This is a genomic window from Bradyrhizobium australiense, from assembly GCF_013114825.1.
Lineage (GTDB): Bacteria > Pseudomonadota > Alphaproteobacteria > Rhizobiales > Xanthobacteraceae > Bradyrhizobium > Bradyrhizobium australiense.
This window is the reverse complement of record NZ_JAAVLX010000001.1, coordinates 21,435-44,169: the sequence shown is the minus strand read 5'-3', so window position 1 is coordinate 44,169 and position 22,735 is coordinate 21,435. Positions and strand designations below refer to the sequence as shown.

Sequence of the window (22,735 nt, the reverse complement as noted above, 5' to 3'; positions counted from 1 at the left end):
ACGGCCTCACACAGAGCGAGCGGCTACGGTCCCCGGCCTGCAGCGGCCCGAGTGAGCATTGAAATAGACATCGTCACTGAGCATCCGGAGGGTATGTCGGACCAAGACATCGCAAGGTTCGGCGCCCAGGCGGAAGAGTGCCGACAGCAGGCTGAACGCGCAGTTAATCCGCTCACGATCCAGTCCACTGGGGCTACGCCCGCAAATCAACATATGTTTTGGAAGACTCTCCTCTCAATTGCTGATATCTTGAGCACGTTTCTTGCTTCGTTTTAGTTAGCCCAATTCTCTTAGCGGAGGAGGCTACTATGCAAGCAATCAGCGATGCTCAGTTACACTCTGCAATCGACGGAATATTTGGGCACTTCAGCCAAACGCAATTGAATGACTTGGTAACCGCCGCGTCCGCGCGGTCTGAAACCGCCAACCTCAATGCCCCTCACGTAAATTCTATACTCGACGGCATACTCGGGCGCTTTGGCCAAACCCAACCGAATGGCCTCGTAACCGCCGCTTCCGTGCAGTCTGAAGTCGCCAACCACAATGACGCTCCGAGAAATGGTGACGAGGGAGCGAACGGCAGCCCCCAAACTGGTGCTCACAACGACAACGAGTCGACGCCCGAGAACGTTGTCGTGCCCGACGGCTTCTCACTGCAGGCTTTCGCGACCGGTTTGACGTTTCCGACCGCGGTCACATTCTCGAACGACCATGTCTGGGTGAGCGAGTCAGGAGCCACACCCAACACGGTGCCTCAAATCGTGGAGATCGGTCCCGATGGGCACCCGAACCCAGTGCTCTCGAGCGGCCAACTCCCCACGGGCGTTCTGGCCGGACCAATCACAGATATCACCTTCCATGACGGCGAGATCTGGGTTGCGCACCGGCAGGTGGGCGCCAACGATTGGCTGGTCGGCGCTATCTCGAAATTCGATCCCGCCAATCCGGTCGACACCTTCACGACTGTGTTGACGAACCTGCCGTCCACCGGGGACCATTACACCGAAGAGATCACCTTTGACGCTTCGGGCCGCCTGTATTTCTCACAGGGAAGCGCCACGAACTCCAGTGTTGTCGGGCCAGACAACGAGCTCGTGACCGGCTGGCTCTCGCAATTCCCCGACTTTCACGATTTCGCAGCACAGCACGTCGTGTTGAACGGCACCGAATTCCATGCCCCCGTTTCCGTGCCCGGGCTCAACCCGGAGAATCAAGTAACGGCGCCGTTTATGCCGTTCGGCTCAGGCCCGATCGCACCGGGCACCGTCATTCCCGCTGCCACGCCGGATGACCCACAACAAGGGATCATCGCAGGCAATGCGGCAATCTATTCCTTTGATCCGACGGCCGATGATCCCGCGTCCACCCTGCGGCTCGAGGGCTGGGGATTCCGCAATCCCTTCGGCATCGGCTTTGACCCGTTCAACCCCGATTTGCTGTTTGCGACCAACAACGGCGCCGACATCCGGTCCGCTGTGTTGGACGGGCTGCAAGTGGTCGAGTCGCGGCCGATCGCGAACGACTTCGACGATCTGTTCGTCGTGAACACGGGCGGGACGGCGGAGTTTTTCGGATGGCCGGACTTCTTCCATGATCCGAATACGGGCGCTGTGCTGCCCGTCACCGATCCTCTGTTCGCGCAAGGCGAGCTGCCCATCCCTCCTCCGGGCTTTGTCCTGGATGAGAACTTCCGGAGCAGCTTGCAGGTCGAACCTGCTGTTGCCCAATTCGAGTATCACTCATCGGCCAACAAGTTCGATTTCTCGTCGAACGCTCAGTTCGGTTCAGTGGGAGATCTGTTTGTCGCGGAGACCGGTGCATTCGTGCCGATCACCGGGGCACAGAACCTGGTTGGCTACAAGGTCGTTCAGGTTGATAGGGACACCGGGGCGGTGAGCGATTTCATCACCCATACCAGCAACACGGTCGAGGATATCTTCGACCCGAATGGATTCAACAAGCCAATAGACATAAAATTCCAGGATGGCACGATGTTCATCGTGGACTTCGGAGTGTTCGAGCCGGGGCTCAACCTGGAAGAACCCGGGACCGGAAAGGTGTGGATCCTCTCCCCAAACACCAATGATCCGAACGATCCGCTTCATCACCACGATGGTGCGCTGTTGGCGTAAAGTGCGCTTTTCCTGCGGTGCTGTGAGGCCAAGCCAGACAGCGCTGGGGTGTGGTTCTTGGACACAGCAACGGAGCCTGCAGCCAGTCGGTCGGAAACAGCGGCGAACCGCCTGACACGGCAGCGGCGGTATGTGAGTCGATCGACAAGCCAGGCCCGTTTCAGAGGAGGTGGGAATTGGCACGCTCGCTCTCCAGCTCCATCTCGCCGGGCCGGCAGGCGGACCTAGCGTCGGCATGGCGCACGTGCCGCGGCGCACTAGTCGGGGTCGCCCTAATTAGCGCCTTGGTGAACGTGCTCTATCTGACCGGCTCGTTCTTCATGCTGGAAATTTATGACCGAGTGCTGCCGAGCCGCAGCATTCCAACACTGCTCGGCCTCGCCGTGCTGGCACTCGGTCTTTACATATTCCAGGGCATCCTGGACGTCGTGCGCGCCCGGGTTCTAGTCCGGCTCGGTGGCTGGCTGGACGAGACCCTGCGCTCGCGGGTCTACGATTTCATTATCCGCTGGCCTCTCAAGGCCGCGTCATCCGGCGGCGATGGTCTGCAGCCGCTGCGCGATCTTGATCAGGCGCGCGCCTTTCTATCCGGACTCGGGCTGACCGCGCTCTTCGACCTGCCCTGGATGCCGATTTACCTCGGGATCTGCTATCTGTTCCACCCGCTGATCGGTGCGACAGCGCTTGCGGGCGCGCTGGTTCTGATCACGCTGACAATTCTGGCGGACGTGCTGACGCGATCGCCCGCCAGACAGGCCGAGAGCAATACGGCCAAGCGCAACGCACTTGCCGAAGCGAGCCGGCGCAATGCGGAGGTACTGCGCGCCATGGGCATGGGCGTACCCCTCACACGATTATGGGACGAGGCGAGCGGGGCGTGCCTCGCGAGCCAGCAACGCGCCGCCGACATCGGAGGCAGCCTCAGTGCAATCTCGCGGGTGCTCCGCCTGATGTTGCAGTCGGCGGTGCTCGGAGTGGGCGCTTATCTGGTGATTCACCAGGAAGCGACCGCCGGGGTCATTATTGCAGGGTCGATCCTAACCGCTCGAGCACTGGCGCCGGTCGAACTCGCTGTCGCACACTGGAAAGGATTCGTCACGGCCCGGCAAAGTTTGAAACGATTCAGGCAATGGTCGACCTTCTTCACGGAAGAAGAGCAGCCGATGGCGCTCCCGCCGCCCAGCAAATCGCTCGCGGTTGAATCCATGTCGGTGCTGCCCCCGGGCGGACGACGGTTCGTTGTTCAGGAGGTGTCGTTTGCCCTGAACCCGGGCCAGGCGCTCGGCATCATCGGTCCCAGCGCCTCCGGTAAATCCTCGCTCGTGCGTGCGATTGTTGGCGTCTGGTCGCCCGCGCAAGGTACCGTGCGGCTCGACGGCGCTGCGATCGAGCGCTGGACGCCCGAATCGCTTGGCCAGCACATCGGCTATCTGCCGCAGGATGTCGAATTGTTCGCCGGGACAGTGGCGCAGAACATCGCTCGCTTCGAACGGGAGCCCGACCCGGCAGCGATCATCGCGGCAGCCGAGGCAGCCAACATTCATGAGCTCATTCTCAGGCTGCCCGACGGCTATGACACGCCGATCGGTGACGGCGGGACGTATCTATCCGCTGGCCAGCGCCAAAGACTTGCTTTGGCGCGAGCACTCTACCGCAATCCGTTCCTGGTCGTGCTTGATGAGCCCAACTCCAATCTCGACGGCGAGGGAGACCAGGCGCTCACCCAAGCAATCATGGCGGTACGGGCGCGTGGTGGCATTGTTATCGTCGTCGCACACCGGGCGAGCGCGCTCGCGACCGTCGATCAACTGCTGGTCTTGGCCGAAGGTCGTGTGCAAGCGCTGGGGGCCAGGGACCAGATCGCAAGAAAGCTCTTTGCGCCGAATCCGGTTCAGCCCGTCCCTCTCCAAGCGATCGCGGAAGGCGCCACCCCATGAATGCCGCGCTCACAGGCCAGGCGCTGCCCGCGATCCGTCGCCAGCTTCGCATTGCGATGGCAGCGGCCATCGTTTTGGTTGGCGGCCTCGGTGGCTGGGCGGCCACAACCGAACTCGCGGGCGCCGTGATCGCGCCCGGCACCATTGTGGTCGACTCGAACGTCAAGAAGGTGCAGCACCCAACCGGGGGCGTAGTCGGCGAGCTGCGGGTGCGCGAGGGGCATCCCGTGAAGGCTGGCCAGATCCTCGTACGCCTCGATGAAACGGTCACGCGCGCCAACCTCGCCATCGTGGTCAAGAATTTGACCGAACTCACGGCTCGGCAGGCCCGCTTCGAGGCGGAACGGGATGGCAGCGAGATTTTGAGTTTCCCGGATGAGCTCGAAAGGCGCTCTTCCGACCCCATCGTCGCGGCGGTCCTGAAAGGGGAGCGTACACAATTTGAGGTTCGCCGCGCTGCCCGCGCCGGACAGAAGGCGCAGCTTAACGAGCGTATTGGCCAAGTGCAGGAGCAGATCCGCGGCATGACCGAGCAGGTCACCGCCAAGCAGCGCGAGATCGAGCTTATCCACCAGGAGCTCGAGGGCGTTCGGCAGCTGTGGCGCAGCAAGCTCGTACCAATCTATCGGGTCACGGCATTGGAACGCGACGCAGCGCGGCTGCACGGCGAACGAGGCGCGCTGATCTCCTCCACCGCGGAGGCCAGAGGCAAGATCAGCGAGACGGCGCTGCAGATACTCCAGATCGACCAGGACCTCCGCAGCGAGGTTGGCAAGGAGCTCGGCGAGATCCGGGCCAAGATCTCGGAGCTGGTGGAAAAGCGGATCGCGGCCGAGGACCAGCTGATGCGCATCGACATTCGTGCGCCGCAGGACGGCCGGGTGCATCAGCTTTCCGTGCACACGGTCGGCGGCGTGATCAGCCCGGGCGACCCCATCATGCTGATCGTGCCCGAGAGCGACCCGCTGCTCGTCGAAGCCAGAATTGCCCCTCAGGAAATCGACCAGGTCCGGGTCGGGCAGCGCGCGTTGCTCCGTTTCTCGGCATTCAATCTACGCACGACACCCGAACTGAACGGCGAGGTGCTCGGCGTTGGGGCCGATGTCACGCAGGACCCAAAGACCGGAGCGGGGTTCTACACCGTGCGAATCAGCCTGCCAGATCACGAGATTGCGAGGCTCGAGGGCCTGAAGCTCGTGCCGGGAATGCCGGTCGAGGCGTTCGTCCAGACTGGCGAGCGCACGGCGCTGTCGTACCTGGTCAAGCCGGTCTCGGATCAAATCATGAAGGCGTGGCGCGAGCGATAGTGAACATGCCTCAGCACGCAATCCTGATCTGATTTTCCCGAGCTAGTCGGAAAATGAAAACACCGCCCGACGAGTTTGGCTGCCCGCGAGTCGTTCTTAAATTCAAATCGAGCCGTTCTCAAAAAAACGGGCCGCAGTGAAATCAATGGGATAGCCGAGTCGTTCTTTCGTGGTCCCCACAAATGGCGGCAGACCCATGTTAGCAGTGGAGGCATTTTTCGATGCGCTCGCGGAGCGAGTCTGAGTTGACGAAGCGACATCCAGTTGTGGTTGTCAACTGAGTTAGCGTTGTGCGGCTGCATCCGCGCCCTTCGAAGCGCGCGTGTAGATCATCTCGCTCGCCAGAAATTCTCGACCCCCAGGCGGGGTCATGAACAGTCGGATTATATGGCGCGCGGGACTTTCGATCACGATTTCGGTTCGTTGACCCACGCGCTTGCCAACGGTTTTTTCTCCAAGAAGCCCCTGGTCCGTGAATTTGCCCGACATATTCAACACTTTGGAGCCGGGTTTGCCCTGATAGACCATGAACATGCTGTTGGTTGCATCCAACGTAATCCATTCGTAGCGCCGGTCGACGTTGCTGTACCCGAGATAGCCGGTTCTCCAATATGGAGAACCACCGACTGACCCCTCAGTGACATCGTGAAGAAAGCGGCCGCCTGCGACCCATTGGCGCGTCGTGCGAAGATTTTCGCCCTGAATGGGTTTTTCTGGAGTGCCACCCGCCACCATCCACTTGCCTTCGACCTTCCAGCTGCCGACGAGCGGATCCAGCTGACGATGCTCATGCCCCGGCTGACCGCGTTGAATGAAGCTTGGAACGCGTTCCGCGTCTGCAGACTTGTCCTGCGCCGCCACGCCGGAGATGACGGCGGACACCGCCACGGCGACGCCGAGCGCTTTAAAACTATGTGCCTTGAGGGACGTGTGGGCATATCGATGATTCGTCATGCCGCCTCCGCCATCATTTCGGGAGCGATCGCGCCAACAAGAGGATCAGCATCGATGGCGCACGGTATCGACCGTGAAACGACTGCGTCGCGCCGTTTGTTCCAGCCTTTGCTCGCTCCGCGAGCTATGGCTCGGCAATCCAGTTCGTAGCGAAGGCCGCGCCGATGCCTGTAAGGGCGAAGGCGGGCCACTTACAGTCTCTGAGACTAGAAACCCCACCGAAACCCCGTAAACAAACGTGCATGAACGTGTACAATTTGACGAGAAATGCTGATTTTGCTCGGATTTTCCGATAGGGAACTGCTTTCATAGCGGTCTGATTGCAGGTTCGAGTCCTGCCGGGCCCACCAGCGAAATTAAATGGTTGTCTCCCTTTTCCCTCAACATGAGCCGGCGCCGCACCGGATATCCGGAGAACTGCTGCTGGCTGGCCGCCGCCGCGCTTTCATGGCCCGGCCGCCAGCTGCGCATCAACGACAAGTTCGCGCCGTAACCATCTCTGGCGATTGCATATCGAAACGGCTGACCTGCGCGACAGCCCTATGTTTGGTGGACAAGCGAATGCAACGCCTTAACCGCGGCCTCCCGGTCCTCCACAGGGACAAACAGACTGACCGAATGCGGCGACAACAGGTACTTGTCGGGGACAATCCCGTGTTGCGCGAGAACCTGCAACGCCCTGAATGGCAATTCCGACGAAACGCCGCCGAAGCAGGTGAGACTCACCGAGCTTGAAGCTTCGCGTTGCTTGCGCAGATCCTTGCTTCGCTCCAGCGTGCGCAACAGGGCATCGAGCCACTCTGAATCACAGGCCACGGTCATGCTGGTTTTCCCCCCGGTGAAGCTCGAGGCGAGGAGCTGCGGCCAGGACAGGCTGTTTTGCTTGAGATACTCCGCGAATTTCTCGAAACCCTGATTGAGATCTTTGGAATCGATTTCCACATGCTCAATGCGAGCCGTCGAGTTGACGGCCAGAACCTTTCCGTTTTCCATGCCTGTAATCTCTTTCATCACTTGGGTGCTGTGTTTAACGCCACCCCACTGCTTGAGAACCAGAGGCACATCCTGGCTTTGCGCCAGCTCTACGCTGCGAAAATGCAGGATCTTTGCACCCCAGAAGCACATTTCGGACAGGGACGCGAAGTCCACCCGCCGCAGGGGCCTTGCATCCGGCACGATGCGCGGATCGGCCGAACAAATTCCGTCGACCTCTTTGATGATTTCACAGCGTCGGGCCTTCAGCGCCGCGGCCATCGCAACGGCCGTGGTGTCGCTGCCGCCGCGGCCGAGCGTGGTGATTTCCCGGGTCGCCGGGTTCACGCCCTGAAATCCTGCCAGCACCACGACGCGCCCACGATCAAGTTCCTCACGCACGCGAATGGGCCGTACATCCAGAATGCGTGCGGAGGAATGGGAGTCGTCGGTCATCACGCCGGCCTGGCTGCCGGTGAAGCTGATCGCGGGCACGCCGAGATCGGAAAGCGCCATGCTCATCAGGGACATGCTGATGCGCTCACCGGTCGTTAGCAGCATGTCGAGTTCACGGCGATTGGGAGTCGGGCTTACCTGATAAGCCATCTGGATCAATTGATCGGTGGTCTTGCCCATGGCGGAGACGATCGCCACGACACGATGACCACGGCCATGCAGGTCGGCGAGACTGCGGGCAACCGCGCGAATTTTCGCCGGTGTTTCAAGGCAGACACCGCCATATTTTTGCACGATGATGGGATGGTTGCGCATCTAGCCTCGAGAAGCTTCGCTCGCCTCGCCCATCGAACCGACACCGCCTATCCATGTGCCGACAACTTCAAAGTTCGGATTGAAGGCGACAAGGTCCGCGCGGTATCCGGGCGCGATCCGTCCAAGCTCGGACGCAAGGCCCAGAAATGCCGCAGGCGTCCGAGAGGCCATGATGAGGGCATCGACAAGGGAGATTCCGAGCAGCGCAACAGCGTTGCGCACCGCCTCGATCATGGTGAGGTGAGCGCCCGCGAGTGTGCCATCGGGGCCAGTCAGACGATTTTCGTGCAACGTGATCTGCCTTCCTTGCAGCATGAATTGCCGGTCGTTCGTGCCCGCCAGCGGCATGGCATCGGTGACCAGCATCAATCGATCGCGTCCCTTGCAGCGGAAAGCAACACGCAAACCGGCGCGGTCAACGTGAATGCCGTCGCAGATGATCCCTGCAAACAGCCGGTCATCCTCAAGCGCGGCGCCCACCAACCCCGGCTCCCGGGCGTTCAACTGCGACATGGCATTGAACAGATGGGTGACCCCCGAGACGCCGCGATCGACCGCCTGCCCGATTTCGGCTGCGGTGGCGTCGCTGTGGCCGGCCGCGATACGCAACCCGGCGCCGATCAATTCATCGATCATGGACGCGGGCACGCATTCGGGGGCCAAGGTCACCATGGAGCGGCCGCGGCCCCCAAAACTTTTGATCGCGGCAAGATCGCGCCGATCGGGCACGCGTATCTCGGCTTCCGGATGAATGCCCTTGCGAGACCTGTTGAGGGCCGGTCCTTCCAGATGAAAGCCGAGAACGCCGGGAATCTTCAGACAAGGCTGGGCGACTGCAGCCAATCGCTCGATGACCTCGCTGCGATCGGTGGTGAGGGTCGGCAAGCAGCCCGTGGTTCCCTCCTTGCGGTGTGCCTCAACGATGCGTCGAACGCCAGCCTCCGTTGGCTGGTCGTTGAGAAGAACGCCTCCGCCTCCGTTCACCTGGATGTCGATGAATCCGGGTGCAAGGATCGCGTCTGCGGGAGCGCGGATTGAGCCGCGCGCCTCCGCCTCGCCGAAGGCGATGCTTTCAATCCGCCCCTGCGAGATCCTGACCGACCCCGGCCCGCGCATCTCGGCACCATCAAAGATGTGCTGCGCGGCAATCGTGAGAGAGGAAGAACCAGCGTGGCCCATCAGTATTGATCCGACAATGACAGTCACGGACTCGTGAGGCGATTCCCGTACCAAGACTTCATACGTACACCAAGGGGCTTTGGGAGGACCCGGAGCGAAACCTTCGCGTTAACTTTCCATGGGAACAAAAGGTACCACGTATCTCGGCATTGATGGCGGCGGAACCCGCTGCCGCGCCCGGATCGAGGACGAAAACGGCAAGGTACTCGGTGCAGCGAGCTCGGGGCCTGCCACGACGCGAATTGGCTTCGAGAAGGCTTGGCGGTCCATCATGGAGGCCACTGAAGCGGCAGCCGCACAGGCCGGACTGACGCGCGAGGATTTCGCGCGGATGCACGCCGGAATTGGCCTTGCCGGTCTTGGTCGCCGGGGCGCGCAAGCGGCGTTCAACAAGATCGCGCATCCTTTTGCGTCCGTCATCTTCATCAGCGACGGCCTGGCGGCTTGTCTCGGCGCCCATAGCGGCGCGGACGGGGCCATTGTGGTAGCCGGCACAGGCTCGGTGGGGGTCGGCCTGATCGACGGCCGCGAAATCCGTCTTGCCGGTTACGGCTTTCCCGTGTCGGACGAAGGAAGCGGTGCCGACATCGGCCTGCAGGTTGTTCGACTGGCGTTGCGGGCCGCGGATCGCCGCGGCGAGCTGACCCCGTTGCTTTCAGAGGTGTTGGGCGCATTCGATCATGATCCTTATCAGGCGGTGGCTTGGTCTGAAGAAGCTAGGGCCACAGACTACGCTGCCTTCGCGCCGATCGTGATGCGGCACGCCAATCAGGGCGATCCGGTCGGCCGTCGCATTGTCGAACGCGCGGCCGATGCCATTGGCGATCTGCTTGATCTATTTCTGGCGAGAGGAATTGAGCGGCTCTCGCTGGTAGGCGGACTCGCGGATGCCATTACGCCTTGGCTGACGCCTGACCTGCGCGCCCGCTTGAGGTGTCCTGACGCCGACGCGGCGGCCGGCGCGTTACTGGTGGCGCGACGGCGGCTTGACGTGCCCAAGAGAGAAGCTGACCATGAACAGGCTTCAAAGTTCCGCGTTTGATGGCGCATGGATCAACTATATGGCCACTGAAGAAGTCGATCCCCGCTTTGCCGATCTCGATGCATGGTCGCTGACGTCAGCGATGGAAGCGATGTGGGAGGGCCAGCTTGCGGCAGTCGCGGCGATCGGCCATGCCCTTCCCGCGATCACTGCGGCGACCGAAGCGGCCAAGGCGGCGCTGGGCGATCGCGGACGCGTTGTGTATGTCGGCGCCGGCACATCGGGCCGTGTGGCGGTCCAGGACGGCGCCGAGCTGATGCCGACCTTCGCCTGGCCCAATGAGCGCGTCCGCTTCATCGTCGCCGGCGGAGACAGCGCGTTCGTCACCAGCATCGAGGGCGCGGAGGATGATGTCGATGATGCGGTCAGGCAGATCAATGCCGCGCGGCTCACAGCGCACGACGTGGTGATTGCCGTTGCCGCCAGCGGGACAACGCCATTCACTGTCGCGGCGCTGCAGCAGGCAGGCTCTTTCGGTGCAGTGACGATCGGTGTCGCCAACAATCCCGGCACCGCACTGCTGGCGTCAGCAAAGTTTCCGATCTTGATCGAGACCGGCCGCGAGCTGATCGCCGGCTCCACGCGGATGAAGGCGGGCACCGCGCAGAAGATTGTGCTCAACCTGATCTCCTCAGGGATCATGCTGCGCCTTGGCCGGGTATATCGCGGCATGATGGTGAATATGCAGCCAACCAATGCCAAGCTGAAGCGGCGCGCCGAGGCCATGGTGGCGCAAATCGCGCACTGTGATCCGTCGCACGCGGCACGCTCGCTTGAGCAGGCCGAGGGAGACATCAAGACGGCAAGCCTTCTGGCGTCGGGTGTCGACAGGGCTGATGCCGAGACCATTCTGAAAAACTGTGACGGCAACCTTCGGCGCGTGTTTGCCGAGCTCGCCAAGGATCGCGACCGGCATCCCAAGGGAGCGGCGCCGCGCAAGCAAGGCGGAGCGGTTGAGCCGTGACGACATCCGCGATGGCGAGCGAAATCGGGGAAAGCGCGGACGTCGTCGCCAAAATTACTCGTAGCCGCCCCGCCATGCGCGACATCGCACAGCAAATCGGGATTGGCTCCGCCCCCCTGTGCGTCGTGTGCGGCCGGGGAAGCTCTGGGCATGCCGGGGTCTTCTTAAGATACCTTGTCGAGACGCGGCTTCGCCTTCCCGTTTCAGCCAGCGCTCCTTCGGTGATCACGGCATTTCGCACGCCCTTGATGCTGCGCCGTGCGCTGTTCATCGTGATCTCGCAATCCGGGCGCAGCCCGGATCTTATCGCGGCGACCAGGTCGGCGCGCGCCGCGGGCGCTCGCACCATCGCCATCGTCAATGCGACGTCGTCGCCGGTGGCCGACGAAGCGGAGTTCGTCGTTCCGATCGAAGCCGGCCGAGAGCACTCCGTAGCGGCGACCAAGACCGTGATTGGCTCGATGGCCGCTGGCGCCGGACTTGTTGCCGAACTGGCGCAAGATCGTGCGCTGCGATCAGCCCTCGACAGGCTGCCCGAGCGCCTGCACCGCGCGCTGGCGCTCGACTGGTCCGAGATTGCCGATGATCTCGCCAAGGCATCAGCTGTATTTGTGGCTGCGCGGGGCTTGGGCCTAGGCTCGGCGCGGGAGATCGCGCTCAAACTTTCGGAAATCCTGCGCCTGCCTTCCATTGGTCTGAGCGCCGCCGAGTTGCAGCATGGGCCGCGCGCCGCGTTATCGTCGCGCACGCCGATTCTCATGATGCGCCTGATGGATGAAACGGCGGCCACGGTGGACGCGCTGGCAGAAGAATTGCGCGAGCAAAAGATCGCGCTGCATCTATGCGGCGGACCGCATGGCTCGCTGCCCTGGTTGGCCGAGGATGACCCCGCCACCGACCCGATCACCATGCTCGTTCCGGCCTATCGGATGATCGAGCAGACGGCGCGCGCCCGCGGATTTGACCCGGATCGTCCCCCTCGCCTGAGCAAGATTACCGAGACGTTTTGACAGCCGACTGATCGCTGGCTGGCGACCGAAAGCTGGAGCACCGCCGCACCAGTTTCGCACCAGAACGTGAAGCTGTCTATGCGCATCGAGCAGATCGCCGTTTCCTCGTAGCTCCTATCTGACGCAGTCGTCCGGAGGTACTTTCCCGGCAAAACGATCAGTCAGCCAGTTCACCGCCGCCATCGTGCTCGCTTGCGCGGCGCGTCCGTGGCCAATACCGGACAGGGTGACCATCCTGACCTTGCTGCCAGCCTTGCAAAGCTTGTCCATGTAGGCCTGGGTAACCGCGGGCCGGATGATCTGGTCATTGGTCCCCTGGGCAAGAAAGATGGGGATCTCAGGGGAGAGCACGCCTGTGCTGTTCTGTTCGAGAAGCGAGCGCCAAGGTTCTGTCTTGGCGGGGTCTTGCACGGTCAGGAAATATTGCTCGAGCGGCCTCTCTGTTCTCTGCCTGACGATCAGATCGAAAGGCCCTTCGATGCATTCTCGCGCCAGCCTGTCGATCGCGGGCATCGCGCGCGGATCGACGACGTTGTCGATGACGGCTCCGTAGACGCGGTGCCACGACCATAGCGTCATCGCCGTGATGTTCTTGCCGCCGATCGAGTTGATATCGTCGCTCATCAGCGTCGCGAGGTCCGTTGCCGGCGCCGCCGCAGCGACGCCAAGAAGCCTCAGCTCAGGGGCGTAGGCGTTCGCTATCATCCCAGCGAAGAGTGCGGCTTGCCCGCCTTGCGAATGTCCCCACACCGTGAAGCCCCTGCCCTCGCCTGCGCGGGGAAGGGAGCGTGCCGCGCGCACGATGTCGATCACGGCGCGACCTTCGCTCTCACCAACCAGATAAGGATGCGGGCCCGGCGTGCCGAGCCCCGGATAATCGGTCGCCGCCACGACGAAGCCACGGGAGATCATCGAGCGAAGGCCCTGGATCTGCTGAAACAGAAAAATGGCGAGCGACGGCGCGCAACGCGGGACGATGCCCGATGTAGGATGTGCCCAAGCAACGATCGGACGACCGCCGGGCGGGGGCGCGCCTTGCGGAACAATGACGACGCCGGATACAAAGATCGGCCGGCCGTTCAGCCCCGTCGACCGATATAGCACGCGATAGGTGGAGGCGCCGAGCGGAGCCCCGTCCATCGGCTCCTGCCGCACCAAGGTGCCCGGAGCGCCGGCGAGCAACGATTCCGGCGCATCATAAAATGCCGTCTGGGCCGACGCTATTCCCGCCAAGCCAAGGACAGCCACGGCGACGAGCGCATTCGGCATCCATTTGCGCCGCCAGCGGTCAACGGAATTGAAGTATCGCATGGTCCAGCTCACGTGCTTAGAGTCCGTAAAGTATCTTCAGACCGCCGCTGGCATGAACGGCAATCAGGATGCCTTCGCGCAGCAACTGCACCTTTTCGAGCCTTGCCGAGTCGAGGCGGCCCTCCATGCGAAAGCCGTCCTTCAGCGGGCGGGTCAGGCGTTCGTTCGCCGCCATGAGCAGGTTCTGGTATGAGATGCCGTAGTCGAGATTAGCGACATTCTTCAATTGCGCCGCGAGCTGTTGCACGGCAGATGCAATCTGGCTGTCGTCTGATGAAGTTGTCAGGTCGATTTCGGAGAGGCCGACGGTCTTGTTGTTAGTATCGACTTTTGGCGTGGTGGAGAAATAGGTCCATTGGCCCGCGTTGGAATCGGCGTCCGAGCTCTTTGCGATGCGCAGGCCGATCACGAGTTTACCCGACGACGGATAAACCTGAACCTCGCGCACGGATGTGTCCTGCGCCGGCACGGCTGCGATCGCCTGACTTATCTTGTCCTTGAGCGCGTCGTAGTTGATGCGGACGGGAAGAATGACATCGAAGGTGCCCGGCTCGGCCACCGCGGTGCCGAGCGGCGGCAGGGCCGTCGCCGTGACAGCTGGCGGCTGCTGCCCGATCACGGTTTCGGCGGAGCCGCTAAGTTCAAGCGATCCCCACAATAACTTGGCATTGGCGCGGACGCCCCCGAAAGCCGCGCTCTGCGGGGTCAGCTGCAGCCAAACCGGCGGATCCTCCGCGAGTTTGATGGGTTCAAACGCGTGACGCCACGCCGTCTCAGCCTTGCCGTGCAGGTTGAGCGCGCGCGCCGCCGCCAGCGCCCGCGACCGGATGCGGCCCAGCTGCGTCCGGATGTTGGGCTCGACATAGGGCGCAAGGTCAAACTCGCGGCCGAGCACGTGAAGGTAGGGATGTTCGCTCCAGTGGAACGAGTCGCTGATGTTCAGCTGTAGCGATCCATCCCGCCGCAGCTCAGGGCGCGCTTCAACCTCGATGGTGGCGCGCGCCTCGGTCTCGCCGCGAATGCGCGCCGTGAAACGATTGGCTCCCTGGCCTTCGGCGGCGCCATGTATGGAGACCGCTCCGAAGACGCGGTCGCCCCGGCCATACAGCGAGACCGGGCTGGTCCGGTCGACGAAACCCCAGACGTCGCAATTGGCGTTGACGCGGAAGATGAAAACACGACGATGAACGCAGTTGACGCGCTCGTCGATGGTGGCAAGCCGCTTTGGAATATCCCGCTCGATCGCCGCAGCGAGAGCCGGCAGCCCGAACTCGACCGTCGCAGAGATCCGCGAAGCCGTAATGAGTGGCGTTGCTGCGTCCGGGCTCAGCGCCGGCTTATCGGCCCCGAACGCGATCGACGGGAACGCCCCAAGAGCGAGCGCGGCCAGGCCGGCTATGCCCATGCGTGATCTATTCGCAATCGAATCATATTCCGGCTGATATGTGCGTGATGGATGGATCATTCTAGTGCTCCAGCTTCAGGAAAAACCAGAACCACAGTCGGTACTCAGTGCGCTCGCGAGCAACAACGGCACTCTACGTAAAGGGCGCACGAAAGGCGGAAGCTGCTTCGCGATCCGGCTCGGCAAGCTGGCAGCTCCCGAGATCCCGAGATCGAGTTACCTCCATTCTGTATTCGTTTTCGCAAGTGTTGGGCGGATCCGGCCCACGAGCTCTAGAACCTCAAGCCAACTTCACGGTGAACGCCTGACGTCTCGCAAGAGACATGACAAATGATGCAAAACGATGGCCTTGCAACCCTGCGTATTGCCGCACCAGTTTCGCACCAGGAACGGCCTCGACAAAGCGCAATGAACGCGGCCGAAATCGACCGAAACCACAGAAAAATCAGCGAAACTGACCTCTATCTTCCCGCTGATGACGGTCTGGTTGTAGGTTCGAGTCCTGCCGGGCCCACCAGCCTTCGCTCGCGAAGCGAGTGAAGGCTGCCGCGCCGGAGCCCCATTGGCGAAGGCGGGCTGTGCGGCGCGCGAGCTAGGGCTCGGCAAGCCACGCCGGATCACCGCACCGGAACGCCGCACCGGAACGATGCGTTCCGTGCCGCTCCGGCGAGGCGCGTTGTTGATCCCGCCACACCCCTGTTCCTGCGATTTGACCGTGCGATCTCGCTTCACGCGGAGCTAGCGATCGGCCTTTCTTTCAGAAAGACCCGGCTGGCAAGTACATCCGATGCCTCCAACGACATGATGTCGTCGGCCGTCAGCACACGATCGAGATCGGCGACAAGACGATTGGCTTGGCGCAGGCGCATGCGGTCGAGCGCGTTTCGGATAGAGCGCGCGTTGGAGAACAGCGGCTGGGTCCTGCGGAGCGCGATGTAGCGGATGAACGCCTGACGCGCGTCGGCGCTGAATTTGTAGTTCATGTCGCGCAGCATCAGCTCGGCGATGGCAAGCAATTCAGGCTCGGAATAGTCCGGAAAATCGATGTGATGGGCAATGCGGGAGCGGAAGCCGGGATTGCTGGCGAAGAATTTATCCATTCGATCGCCGTAACCGGCGAGGATCACCACCAGATCCTCGCGCTGGGATTCCATCACTTGCAACAGGATCTCGATCGCTTCCTGGCCGTAATCGCGTTCGTTGTCCGGCCGGTGGAGATAATAAGCCTCATCGATGAAAAGCACGCCGCCCATCGCCTTCTTCAGCACCTCCTTGGTCTTGGGCGCGGTGTGGCCGATATACTGCCCAACCAGCTCATCGCGGGTAACCGACACCACCTGGCCACGACGCACGAAACCGAGCCTGTGAAGAATGCTGGCGATCCGCAGCGCCACCGTGGTCTTGCCGGTGCCGGGATTGCCGGTGAACGACATGTGCAATGTCGGCACCTCCGACGTCAGATTCAGGCGCTTGCGGATACGTTCGATCAGCAACAGCGATGCGATTTCGCGAATACGGGTCTTGACAGGAGTCAGCCCGATCAGCTCGCGATCGAGCTGCGTGAGAATTTCTTCGATGCCGACGGCTTCGAGCTCCTCGCGGAGGTTGACCGTGTCTGTCATGTCGGCGGTATCCATGTCCATCTGGCAAACCTCAGCTCGATGCGTGCGCAGTCTAAAAAACTCCGCCGCCGCTTCCACAGCGACGGAGCAGTGCATCCGGCAGACGAAAGGCACGATCAGGGAGAACTCGTCTGTCGGACCGAACCAGTTGTCTAACCGTAGCGCCGGCCCTCCGGACGGTCGGCGGCGTATGATTTGGTCGTATAGCGGATGTTTCGGCCGGAAACTTCATGCCGCTCGAGCCGGAAGCCGGGTTCATCCTTCGGTCGGTTGACGATGAAGGACAGCCGTACCGATTCCCAGCCGTGACTGGAATCGAACGCCGACAGCCGGATATAGCGATCGCCATACACCTTGCGGCACTGGTTCAGCTCCATCATCACGCCGGCAGCGTCGCGGAGATCGAACATCGGCAGCCCCCACATTTCCCAGAGATTGTTGCGGGGGTGCGGATCGTCGGTGAATTCGATGTTCACCGCCCAGCCATTCTCCAGGCAATACTGGACTTGGCGGGAGATCTGCTCGTCGGTGAGATCGGGCAGAAACGAGAAGCAGCCTTGGGTAATGCGCATGATTTCCGCTCCTTACATCGCGACAGAGGGCGTGGGGACATAGTCTGGCGTGTCGGTCGATTCGTAGTTGAAAGTGACGTCCTTCCAGACCTCCAGCGCCGATTTCAGCGGCGTGCAGGTCTCTGCTGCCTTGGCGAGAATCTCAGGACCCTCGTGCAGATAATCGCGGCCTTCATTGCGCGCGAGAATCATCGCTTCCAGCGCCACGCGATTGGCAGTTGCGCCAGCCTGAATGCCCATGGGATGACCGATCGTGCCGCCGCCAAACTGCAGGATCACGTCTTCGCCGAGGTGATCGAGCAGTTGATGCATCTGCCCGGCGTGAATGCCGCCGGACGCGACCGGCATCAGTCGATTGAGGCTGGCCCAGTGCTGGTCGAAGAACACGCCGTGCTCCAGCCGCATCGGTGTGTAGTCCTCGCGGCAGATATCGTAATAGCCGCGCGTGGTCGCCGGATCGCCTTCCAGCTTGCCGACTACGGTGCCGGCATGGATGTGATCGACGCCGGCGAGCCGCATCCATTTTGCGATCACCCGGAACGAGACGCCGTGATTGCGCTGCCGCGTATAGGTGGAATGTCCGGCACGATGCAGATGCAGGATCATGTCGTTGCGGCGCGCCCATTTCGCCATCGACTGGATCGCGGTGTAGCCGATCACAAGATCGATCATGATAATGATCGAGCCGAGCTCCTTGGCGAACTCGGCGCGCTCGTACATGTCTTCCATGGTTCCGGCGGTAACGTTGAGATAGGTTCCCTTGATCTCGCCGGTTGCCGCCTGTGCCTTGTTGACAGCCTCCATGCAATAGAGAAACCGCTCGCGCCAGTGCATGAACGGCTGCGAGTTGATGTTCTCATCGTCCTTGGTGAAGTCGAGCCCACCCTTCAGTGCCTCATACACCACACGTCCGTAGTTGCGCCCCGACAAGCCGAGCTTCGGCTTAACCGTGGCGCCGAGCAGCGGGCGGCCAAACTTGTCCATGCGCTCGCGCTCGACCACGATGCCGGTCGCAGGCCCCTGGAACGTCTTCACGTAGGCCACCGGCAGCCGCATGTCCTCGAGCCGCAACGCCTTCAACGGCTTGAAGCCGAACACGTTGCCGATGATCGAGGCCGACAAATTGGCGATCGATCCGGGCTCGAACAGGTCGAGGTCGTAGGCGATGTAGGCAAAATACTGTCCCGGCGAATTCGGCACGGGATCGACGCGAAAACATTTGGCGCGATATTTCTCCGCCGCCGTCAGCCGGTCGGTCCACACCACCGTCCAGGTCGCGGTTGAGGATTCGCCGGCGACCGCCGCCGACGCCTCGATCGGATCGACCCCGTCCTGTGGCGTGACGCGGAACAGCGCAATGATGTCAGTGTCCTTGGGCTCGTAATCGGGCTCCCAATAGCCCATCTTCTTGTATTCGAGGACGCCGGATTTGTAGCGATCCTTGCCGCGGACAGTCATCGAGTGCATGTTCATATCGCTCTCCTTGGGTGGTGTGCGGCGATTGGCCGGGATCGAACTTGTCGTCAGCTCATTCTGCGGCATCGGCTATTCCTCCAATGCGTGGATCGAGTGCGCCCGAGCGGTAGCGTCGCGCCATCTCGGCCAATGGAACGACCTTGATGTGGGACGCATGCCCCGCCGTGCCGAATTGCTCGAAACGCTGGCGGCAAAGATCGCGCAAGCTATCCATCGCCGGTTTCAGAAATTTGCGCGGGTCGAACTCGCTCCTGCTCTGCGTTGCGACTTTTCGGAACGCCGCGGTCATCGCCAACCGGCAGTCGGTATCGATGTTGACCTTTCGAACGCCGTGCTTGATGCCGCGGACGATTTCCTCGACCGGCACGCCCCAGGTCTGCGGCATCTCGCCGCCGAACTGATTGAATGCGTCCTGCAGCGGCTGCGGCACCGAGGACGAGCCGTGCATCACCAGATGCGTATTTGGCAGCCGGTGATGGATTTCCTCTACCACCCTCATGGCGAGAATGTCACCGTCCGGCTTGCGCGAGAATTTGTAGGCGCCGTGCGAGGTCCCCATCGCGATAGCCAGCGCATCGACCCTGGTGGCGCGAACGAAGTCGACCGCCTGATCCGGATCCGTCAGCAATTGATCGTGGCCAACCACACCTTCGACGCCGTGGCCGTCCTCCTGATCGCCGCCGCCATGCTCCAGCGAGCCGAGCACGCCCAATTCGCCTTCGACCGAGGCGCCGATCCAATGCGCCATGTCGACCACACGGCGGGTAATATCGACATTGTATTCGTAGCTCGCCGGCGTCTTGGCATCGGCCGCCAGCGAACCGTCCATCATCACCGACGTGAAACCGTGCTGCAGAGCAGTAGCGCAGGTCGATTCCTCGTTGCCGTGATCCTGGTGCAGACAAAGCGGGATCTGCGGATACATCTCTTCCAGCGCATCGATCATCTTCGCCAGCATGATATCGTTGGCATAGGAGCGCGCGCCCCGCGAGGCCTGGATGATGACGGGCGCATCGACGGCAGCCGCCGCCTCCATGATGGCAAGGCCCTGCTCCATATTGTTGATGTTGAATGCCGGAACGCCATAACCGCGCTCGGCAGCATGATCCAGCAATTGCCTCAGCGTAATTCGCGCCATCGTAGCCTCCGTGTCATTGTTCTCGTGACCGTCATGCCCAGGTTGCCGTCATTCTTGATCGCGCGATGCAGCGCATGGCTGCTGTTGCGACGGCATCAGCGGTAATGCCGAATTCGCGATAGAGCGTTTCCGCCGGCGCTGATGCGCCGAAGCCGGTCATCCCGACAAATTCGCCGCCGTCGCCGAGCCAGCGCGCCCAGTCGCCCTCGACCGCAGCTTCGACCCCAATCCGCGGGGCGTCTCCAAGAACCTCCGCCCGGTACTCGCGCGGCTGCTGACGAAACAGCTCGAAGCACGGGGCCGAAACGACGGCCGCGCGGACATTATCCTTTGCGAGTGTTTTCGCAGCCTCGATAGCGATCGAGACCTCCGATCCGGTCGCGATCAGCGTGACATCGCGTCCGCCCCCCGGCTCAACGGCGACATAGGCGCCACGCGCGACCAAATTGTCGCCACCGCTCTTACGGAAGGCAGGCAGCGCTTGCCGCGACAGACACAGCACCGACGGACTGGCCTGCGCCCGCAACGCGCAATCCCAGGCCTCGGCGGTCTCGATGGCGTCGCCCGGTCGAAAGACCAGCAGATTCGGGATCGCCCGAAGCGATGCCAAATGTTCGACCGGCTGATGGGTGGGACCATCCTCTCCCAGCCCGATGGAGTCGTGCGTCATCACATGGATAACGCGAACGTTCATCAGCGCCGCCAGCCGGATCGCCGGACGGCTGTAATCGGCGAAGCTAAGGAACGTACCACCATACGGGATGAAGCCGCCATGCAGCGCGATGCCGTTCATTGCCGCCGCCATGGCGTGCTCTCGGACGCCATAGTGAATATAGCTGCCTGCAAACGAGCCGGGCTGTACCGGCCGCTGGGCCTTGGCGAGCGTCAGGTTGGAATGCGTCAGGTCCGCCGAGCCGCCGAGCAGATTGGGCAGCGCCTCGGCGACAGCATCAATCACGCGCTGCGACGCCTGCCGGGTGGCAATATTCGGCCGCTCGGCCGCGAAGTCATCGCGCAGCCTTGTCATGGCTTCCGCATAGCTGCACGGCAGGTTGCGATTCAGCGCATCGTGAAATGGCGATCGGCAATCAGAACTCAGGCGCCTGGTCCGCTCGATCCAGCAGCGGCGCGCGGCATGTCCGCGGCGGCCGGCCTGGCGCCACTGCGCGAGCACGGCTTCCGGGATATCGAACGGCGCGTGCTGCCAGTTCAGCGCATCGCGCGTTTTGGCGGCTTCTTCCCCACCCAAGGGCGCACCATGGACTTTCTCGGTTCCCTGACGGTTCGGCGCGCCGAAGCCGATGATCGTGCGGCAGGCAATCAGCGACGGCCGGTCGCTGTTGCGCGCCCGCTCGATCGCGGCCGCGATTGCTTCGGGATCGTGGCCGTTAATTCGGCTGGCCGACCAGCCCACGGCCTTGAACCGTGCGAGCTGATCATCCGAGCATGACAGTGACGTGGCCCCATCGATCGAGATTTCGTTGTCATCGAACAGCACGATCAGGCGGTTGAGCCTGAGATGCCCGGCCAGCGAGATCGCCTCGTGGCTGATGCCCTCCATCAGGCAGCCGTCACCCGCGATGACGTAGGTGAAATGATCGACGCAGTCGTCACCGAAGCGAGCGTTCATCAGCCGCTCGGCCAGCGCCATTCCGACGGCCGTGGCAATGCCCTGCCCGAGAGGTCCCGTGGTCGTCTCGACGCCGGCCGTATGGCCATATTCGGGGTGTCCCGGTGTCTTCGACGCCCACTGCCGGAAGGCCATGAGTTCGTCCAGCGTCATCCCTTCGTACCCCGTCAGGTGCAGAAGCGCATACAGCAGCATCGAGCCATGGCCGGCCGACAGCACGAAACGGTCGCGATCCGGCCACGCTGGGTCCGTGGGATCGAATTTGAGGAAGCGCGAAAACAGCACGGTCGCGACGTCAGCCATGCCCATCGGCATGCCGGGATGTCCGGACTTGGCCTTCTCAACGGCGTCGATCGCCAGGAAACGGATCGCGTTGGCCATATCTGCGTGTGACAGATCCGGACGGCTGGCCATGCGGGACAGAGCGGGAGCGTTCATATCGTGCGCCTCTTGCGTTCCATCAGTTGCAGGATCAGTGGGGTGAGGATGAGCTGCATTGCCAGGTCGAGCTTGGCCCCGTGGATCACGATCGAATTGGCGCGCGACATGAAGCTGTGCGGAATCATTGACAGCAGGTAGGGAAAATCGATGCCGCGCGGATTCTTGAGACGGATCACCACCATCGATTCATCCGGCGTCGGGATCCACCGCGCGATGAATGGGTTCGACGTATCGACGGTCGGCACGCGCTGGAAATTGATGTCGGTCTCGGCGAACTGCGGACAGATGTAGTTCACGTAATCAGGCATTCGCCGCAGGATGGTGTCGGTCACCGCCTCGGCGGTATAGCCGCGGTCGCGACGATCGCGATGCAGCTTCTGGATCCATTCCAGGTTGATCACCGGCACGACGCCGATCTTGAGATCGGCATGCTGCGCGACGTTGACCTTGTCGGTCACGACAGCGCCGTGCAACCCTTCATAAAACAGCAGGTCGGAGCCCTCCGGCAACTGGGTCCATTCGGTGAATGTACCGGGTTTGGCGCCGTACAGCTTCGCCTCTTCTTCGTCGTGGACGTAATGGCGCGTCATTCCGGTGCCGGATTCACCATAGTCGCGAAATACTTTTTCGAGCTCCTCGAACAAGTTGGTTTCCGGGCTGAAATGGCTGAAATGCTTGTTGCCGCGCTCGGCCTCCTCCAGCATTTTGGTTCGCATCTCCAAACGATTGTAACGATGGAAGGCGTCGCCTTCGATGTAGGCCGCAACCACCTTTTCGCGGCGGAAGATCTGCTCGAACGTCTTCTTCACCGACGTCGTGCCGGCGCCAGAGGAACCCGTGATCGATATGATGGGATGAGCCCGCGACATCAT

At 62.0% G+C, this 22,735-nt stretch carries 18 protein-coding genes; 7 read left to right on the top strand and 11 right to left on the bottom strand.

Features of this window, described 5'->3' with window-relative positions; translation table 11 throughout:
* Positions 1-308: 308 nt before the first annotated feature.
* From HCN58_RS00175 to HCN58_RS00165, 3 genes are all read left to right on the top strand, one after another.
* Positions 309-2,132: a PQQ-dependent sugar dehydrogenase gene (locus tag HCN58_RS00175; protein WP_210265813.1), complete on the top strand. Its 1,824-nt coding sequence runs from the start codon at positions 309-311 to the stop codon at positions 2,130-2,132.
* A gap of 176 nt (positions 2,133-2,308) precedes the next feature.
* Positions 2,309-4,069: a type I secretion system permease/ATPase gene (locus tag HCN58_RS00170; RefSeq protein ID WP_171577383.1), complete on the top strand. Its 1,761-nt coding sequence runs from the start codon at positions 2,309-2,311 to the stop codon at positions 4,067-4,069.
* Complete coding sequence (locus HCN58_RS00165; RefSeq protein ID WP_171577382.1) at positions 4,066-5,376, top strand: HlyD family type I secretion periplasmic adaptor subunit; 1,311 nt, start codon at positions 4,066-4,068, stop codon at positions 5,374-5,376. Before HCN58_RS00170 ends, HCN58_RS00165 begins: the two co-directional genes overlap by 4 nt.
* Positions 5,377-5,658: 282 nt before the next feature.
* On the opposite strand, the gene HCN58_RS00160 is transcribed toward HCN58_RS00165, so the two are convergent.
* The gene (locus tag HCN58_RS00160; protein WP_171577381.1) at positions 5,659-6,330 is read right to left on the bottom strand and encodes a DUF1579 family protein; all 672 of its coding nucleotides are present in this window, start codon (positions 6,328-6,330) and stop codon (positions 5,659-5,661) included.
* 364 nt (positions 6,331-6,694) lie between these two features.
* On the opposite strand from HCN58_RS00160, the gene HCN58_RS36685 reads away from it, so the two are divergent.
* Complete coding sequence (locus HCN58_RS36685; protein WP_283814519.1) at positions 6,695-6,823, top strand: hypothetical protein; 129 nt, start codon at positions 6,695-6,697, stop codon at positions 6,821-6,823.
* A gap of 47 nt (positions 6,824-6,870) precedes the next feature.
* Here the strand turns inward: HCN58_RS36685 and HCN58_RS00155 are convergent, their stop codons facing one another.
* Positions 6,871-8,073, bottom strand: coding sequence for an aspartate kinase (locus HCN58_RS00155; RefSeq protein WP_171577380.1), 1,203 nt, complete (start codon positions 8,071-8,073; stop codon positions 6,871-6,873).
* Positions 8,074-9,252, bottom strand: coding sequence for an N-acetylglucosamine-6-phosphate deacetylase (gene nagA / locus HCN58_RS00150; RefSeq protein WP_171577379.1), 1,179 nt, complete (start codon positions 9,250-9,252; stop codon positions 8,074-8,076).
* A gap of 118 nt (positions 9,253-9,370) precedes the next feature.
* Between nagA and HCN58_RS00145 the strand changes: the two genes are divergently transcribed.
* The 3 genes from HCN58_RS00145 to HCN58_RS00135 are packed head-to-tail and all read left to right on the top strand — an operon-like array spanning position 9,371 to position 12,268.
* Entirely contained in the window at positions 9,371-10,294 is a 924-nt protein-coding gene (locus tag HCN58_RS00145; RefSeq protein WP_171577378.1) for a glucosamine kinase nucleotide-binding domain-containing protein, read from the top strand.
* Positions 10,295-10,313: 19 nt separating this feature from the next.
* Positions 10,314-11,258: an N-acetylmuramic acid 6-phosphate etherase gene (locus HCN58_RS00140; RefSeq protein WP_171577377.1), complete on the top strand. Its 945-nt coding sequence runs from the start codon at positions 10,314-10,316 to the stop codon at positions 11,256-11,258.
* A gap of 11 nt (positions 11,259-11,269) precedes the next feature.
* Positions 11,270-12,268 carry an SIS domain-containing protein gene (locus tag HCN58_RS00135; protein ID WP_171577376.1) on the top strand — a complete coding sequence of 333 codons (999 nt, stop codon included), beginning with the start codon at positions 11,270-11,272 and terminating at the stop codon, positions 12,266-12,268.
* Positions 12,269-12,382: 114 nt separating this feature from the next.
* Here HCN58_RS00135 and HCN58_RS00130 read toward each other — a convergent pair whose 3' ends face one another.
* The 8 genes from HCN58_RS00130 to HCN58_RS00095 all read right to left on the bottom strand — a co-directional run bounded on the left by HCN58_RS00130 (position 12,383) and on the right by HCN58_RS00095 (position 22,732).
* Positions 12,383-13,579: an alpha/beta fold hydrolase gene (locus tag HCN58_RS00130; protein WP_235983279.1), complete on the bottom strand. Its 1,197-nt coding sequence runs from the start codon at positions 13,577-13,579 to the stop codon at positions 12,383-12,385.
* 16 nt (positions 13,580-13,595) lie between these two features.
* Positions 13,596-14,984: a DUF4403 family protein gene (locus HCN58_RS00125; protein ID WP_171577375.1), complete on the bottom strand. Its 1,389-nt coding sequence runs from the start codon at positions 14,982-14,984 to the stop codon at positions 13,596-13,598.
* Positions 14,985-15,712: 728 nt separating this feature from the next.
* Positions 15,713-16,606 (bottom strand): CbbX protein, encoded by an 894-nt coding sequence (cbbX, locus tag HCN58_RS00120; RefSeq protein WP_171577374.1) that lies wholly within the window; start codon positions 16,604-16,606, stop codon positions 15,713-15,715.
* Between the two features lie 152 nt (positions 16,607-16,758).
* Positions 16,759-17,178: a ribulose bisphosphate carboxylase small subunit gene (locus tag HCN58_RS00115; protein WP_171577373.1), complete on the bottom strand. Its 420-nt coding sequence runs from the start codon at positions 17,176-17,178 to the stop codon at positions 16,759-16,761.
* A gap of 12 nt (positions 17,179-17,190) precedes the next feature.
* Entirely contained in the window at positions 17,191-18,651 is a 1,461-nt protein-coding gene (locus HCN58_RS00110; RefSeq protein ID WP_171577960.1) for a form I ribulose bisphosphate carboxylase large subunit, read from the bottom strand.
* 55 nt (positions 18,652-18,706) lie between these two features.
* A complete protein-coding gene (gene fba, locus HCN58_RS00105) occupies positions 18,707-19,792 on the bottom strand; it encodes a class II fructose-bisphosphate aldolase (protein WP_171577372.1) in 1,086 nt (361 codons plus the stop codon).
* Positions 19,793-19,823: 31 nt separating this feature from the next.
* A complete protein-coding gene (tkt, locus tag HCN58_RS00100; protein ID WP_171577371.1) occupies positions 19,824-21,860 on the bottom strand; it encodes a transketolase in 2,037 nt (678 codons plus the stop codon).
* Positions 21,857-22,732, bottom strand: coding sequence for a phosphoribulokinase (locus HCN58_RS00095; protein WP_171577959.1), 876 nt, complete (start codon positions 22,730-22,732; stop codon positions 21,857-21,859). The genes tkt and HCN58_RS00095 overlap by 4 nt, the downstream gene beginning before the upstream one ends.
* Positions 22,733-22,735 lie beyond the last annotated feature (3 nt).